We start from the raw sequence: 3,978 nt of genomic DNA on the forward strand, positions 1-3,978 counted from the left end.
GAAGGCGAGCATGTTGGTGATCACCTTGATCACCGCCGCCGAGCCGACCGGACCCATCAGGAACGACTTTGCGCACATCGCCTCGATGGCCGGCCGATGACGTTCGTAGAGCGCTGGATCGCCGCCGGCGAGGCGCTGATGTTGGCCAAACAAGGCGGGCTCGACCTCGCCCAGTCCTACCATGCCATCTCAGCCTCCTCCGGCAACAGCTTCGTCCACGAGACCGAAAGCCAGCTCATTCTCAACGGCTCCTACGACATCGGCTTCACCATGGACCTGGCGCTGAAGGACCTCGGCTTCGCGCTGGCGATGGGCAGGGAATTCAGACTGCCGCTCCAACTGGCGCCGCTTGTGAGTGAGATTTTCCAGATGGGCAAACAGGAATATGGCGGCAGCGCCTGGTCCACCCAGATCGTCAAATTGCTCGAGGATGCCGTCGATACCGACCTGCGCGCGCCCGGTTTTCCGGCCAAGCTGGAACTCTGACATCAGCCAGTTATCAAGCGATTTCAGGACGTTGGATTGATGGGCGGATTCATCTGAATCAATCTGTCAACGGCTTGATTCAGTATCTGAGCGTCAATGCACCCGGCAGGATCTCGAAGGTCGCGGGTATGCGTCCCGGCGACTCGCCGTCTATATCGACCAGGGCGCCATTCTCTGACGCATCGCCGAGCGGCTCGACCACCACTTTCCTGCCGCGCAGGATGGTGATCGCCGGATGGTTGCGGTGCCGGCCGCCATAGAGCAGCCGGATGTCCCAGATCAGCTTCAGCTTGCCGGCGGCGCGCAGGATGACGATGTCGAACTGCCCGTCGGTCAGGTCGGCATCCGGCGCGATCATCATGCCGCCGCCAAAGAACTTTCCATTGGCGACCGCCACCAGCGCCATGCGCGCTTCGACGGGTGCGCCGTCATCGACCGTGATCCTGACGTCCTGAAAACGGTAGCGGATGAACTCCACCACGGTGCGCCACAGGAACAGTGCCTTGGCCGACATCCTGCCCTTGCGCTTGTCGGCATTGACGGCGCGGTCGGTGGCGCCGGACAGGCCGAGACTGGCGATGTTGATGAAGTGCCGGCTGGCCAGCGCGCCGTGATCGTCGATGTAGCCGATGCGCCCGGCATCGACCTTGCGACCCTTGGCTTCGGCCAACCGCTTCAGCACGGCATCCACCTCTTTCGGCAGGCCGAGCCCGCGCGCGAAATCGATGCCGGTGCCGCACGGCAACAGGCCAAGTTCAGTGATCCGGCCGCTCTCCTGGGCCGCCTGCAGAAGCCCGTCGGCCACTTCGCTGGCGGTGCCGTCACCGCCGGCCGCAATCACCAGATCGAAGCCAATCATTGCGAGATCGATTGCCAGCCTTTCGGCATCGCCTTCGGCCTGCGTTTCGCGCAGCTCGAATTCGCCGAAATGCTTTTTCAGCGACACGGCAACATCAGGCCAATGCCGTTTCAGCCGGCCGCCACCGGCAATCGGGTTGAGAACCACTCCGACTTTCAAAATACCCGCCCTCCCCGGCGCCGGACATGCAGGTCCGATCCTTTGCCGGCATTGAAGCCCGCGACCACCGGCGGAGCAAGGGGCGCTGTCGGCTCGTACGCAAAAAAGCGGGCGGGCTGTCTAAAGCAGCCGGCGCTCGAATTCCCCGGTTTGTGGCTAACGATCCCCGGTAATCCCGCTATCCACAGGGCAGCGGCCATTCCCCAGGACCCTTACTCGGTGTACATTAAACCCATCTCAGGCGGCTACCGATCATCAAGCCGAAAGGCGAAGTGAAAGGCGGATTTCCTGAGGCCCGTACGGCCCGAAGCGAGAGCAGGCTTGCCTGTTTCGAGGGACGGAGCCGAGACCTACGGGGCCGCGGAAAGCGTGCCAACGCCGACGGCGGACCGATGCTGCCATGAAGGACGGCAAAAACCTTCGATGGTGCGCAGGGCAAAGCTCGCAAGGGTGGAGACCGGCGTGGTCCCGAACGGACGCTGCTCTCGGGCGGCGGACTGGCAGGACCGTCAAAATCAAGGCCGGCAAGGCGCGACGACTTTACGGAAGTTGCTGCCGCGACCGTGTCCTGATCTGACAGGGAGGCGCTGGGAGAAATCCCGGCGCCGACTGTCTTTTTGGCCCCCCGATGCCCTTTGGCGGCGATCTTGCGAGCGCCGCTTCTCCACGCGCTAAAATCGGTTAGTATCGCCTGGTCAGAGCCCGTTTGAAAACGCGCTCTGCCGAGTCGGATGGCGTGGTTTTCGAGAACCGAAGCGCAGCGGACCTTTGAGTCCGTGAGCATCGGAAGCGCAGAAAACCGCGTCAGGCGGCCGGCAGAGTAGCGTTTACAAATGGGCTTGTAGAAGGGGGATACTTCATGACGCTCGTCCAGAAGCTTGCCGTTGCCTATGCCTTCCTATTCTTCGGCGTCGTCGCCATCGGCTACATACCGGCCTTCAACGATGCCGACGGCAATCTGTTCGGCCTGTTCTCGCTGCAATGGTACGATGATCTGCTGCACGCCTTCTCCGGCGTCTGGGCGCTGGCCGCCGCCTTCATCTCGCACCGCCAGGCAGTGTTCTATTTCAAGCTGTTCGGCTCGGTCTACCTTTTCGACGGCGTGCTCGGGCTGGTCACCGGTTCCGGCTGCCTCGATGCCGGTATCTTCATCAACGGCTTCCGCTCTCTCAACGATATCGAATTCCCGGCCCGCTTCTTCGCCAACCTGCCGCACATCGTCATCGGCGGCTTCGCCGTCTATGTCGGCTTCCGGCTAGCCAGGCGCGTACACGACCACTTCGCCACGGCCTGATCGGGCATGTTCCTGTTCCGCTGGCTGAAGCGCCTCATCAAGACGATCCTCTGGCTGATCGTCGTCGTCATCCTCATCCCGATCGCCGGGCTGAGCTACGGCTTCCTGACGACGTCGTCGCTCGACAAGACGCCGCTGCCCGGCATTGCCGACGGCGCCCCGCCCAAGGCGCTGGCCGACAAGGTCCGCGCCGAGATCCCCGGCTACCAGCGGCCGGAGGAATCAACCTTCCTCACCTATCCGGAATGGGCGATCGTCTACGCCGCACGCGAATATGCCGGCTTCGTCGACAAGGACCAGCCGAGCGGCTTCCCCTACTGGTCCTATATCGGCCGCTTCTGGCAGGACTACGCCATGGTCATCCGCGCCAGCGCTCCCTACAAATTCAACTATGCCAACCACCAGATGCTGGTCATCATCGGCACCAGCCACTCGATCGAGCATATATTGCAGTGGGCCTATGAGAACACGGTCGGCCGCATCACCGAGGCGACAACGGCCAAGCGCACCGCCGCCGACATTTATCAGGCCAAGGTCGCGGCGGACTATGCCGCGTTTCTCGACCAGGTGCCCTGGTATCAGTTCCCGTATGCCGACAAGCGTGCCGGCCTGTTTGCCGTGCAGCCGGTGCCGGGCGACAGCTCCGTCCGCACCAGCGAACGCAAGCTGGCGTTCGGCCTCGCCGACACCATCAAGCAGGGCTATGCCGACCTGATAAAAAAGGCCCTCGCTGCCACGATGGACCCCGCCTTGCTCGACATCCATGTCTGGGCCAAGGGGCCCGTCGGCGAAGCCACGCGCAACGAGCCCGACACCTTGCTCGAACGCGACATGGGCGCTGACGGCACCATCTTCGTCACCAGGCGCTATCAGGTCTTCACCGAAATGATCCTGCGCCTGATCGACAAGGGCGTCTCCTTCGTCGAGATCGGCGGCAATGACGAGATCATGGCCACGGTGCTCTCCACCGATACGATCGCCATTCCCGAAGGCATGCACATCCTGTTCAGCTATCCGCTGCCGGCCGATCAATCCACGCGCCGCACCGGCATGATCGTTGCCGTGCGCAAACTGCATCTCGTGCTGCCGGCGCTGATCAAGTCCGGCGCCAGGCTCGAACACGTCTACGATTACTGAGGCCTTTCGGTCACGCCCGGCCAAGATTAGGCATTTCCTGGGC

At 62.7% G+C, this 3,978-nt stretch carries 3 protein-coding genes and 2 pseudogenes; 3 read left to right on the top strand and 2 right to left on the bottom strand.

The window, feature by feature from the left end; translation table 11 throughout:
* Window positions 1–132: pseudogene (locus ENZ74_RS35325) on the bottom strand (NAD(P)-dependent oxidoreductase); the annotation flags it as partial.
* On the opposite strand from ENZ74_RS35325, the pseudogene ENZ74_RS24375 reads away from it, so the two are divergent.
* Window positions 118–486: pseudogene (locus ENZ74_RS24375) on the top strand (NAD-binding protein); the annotation flags it as partial. The pseudogenes ENZ74_RS35325 and ENZ74_RS24375 overlap by 15 nt on opposite strands.
* 79 nt (window positions 487–565) lie before the next feature.
* On the opposite strand, the gene ENZ74_RS24380 reads toward ENZ74_RS24375, so the two are convergent.
* A complete protein-coding gene (locus ENZ74_RS24380) occupies window positions 566–1,504 on the bottom strand; it encodes a diacylglycerol kinase family protein (RefSeq protein ID WP_063168825.1) in 939 nt (312 codons plus the stop codon).
* Between the two features lie 859 nt (window positions 1,505–2,363).
* Between ENZ74_RS24380 and ENZ74_RS24390 the strand changes: the two genes are divergently transcribed.
* On the top strand, window positions 2,364–2,798 hold the full coding sequence (locus tag ENZ74_RS24390) for a DUF4383 domain-containing protein (protein ID WP_013530043.1): 435 nt from the start codon (window positions 2,364–2,366) through the stop codon (window positions 2,796–2,798).
* Between the two features lie 6 nt (window positions 2,799–2,804).
* Window positions 2,805–3,935 (top strand): hypothetical protein, encoded by a 1,131-nt coding sequence (locus tag ENZ74_RS24395; RefSeq protein ID WP_063168826.1) that lies wholly within the window; start codon window positions 2,805–2,807, stop codon window positions 3,933–3,935.
* Window positions 3,936–3,978 lie beyond the last annotated feature (43 nt).

The sequence above is a fragment of the Mesorhizobium sp. M7A.F.Ca.CA.002.15.2.1 genome (assembly GCF_003998715.1).
Classification (GTDB): domain Bacteria; phylum Pseudomonadota; class Alphaproteobacteria; order Rhizobiales; family Rhizobiaceae; genus Mesorhizobium; species Mesorhizobium ciceri.

Excerpts from the sequence above, each read along its gene's own strand:
- ENZ74_RS24390 (WP_013530043.1), top strand. The coding sequence starts at position 2,364 with ATGACGCTCGTCCAGAAGCTTGCCGTTGCCTATGCCTTCCTATTCTTC.
- ENZ74_RS24395 (WP_063168826.1), top strand. The coding sequence starts at position 2,805 with ATGTTCCTGTTCCGCTGGCTGAAGCGCCTCATCAAGACGATCCTCTGG.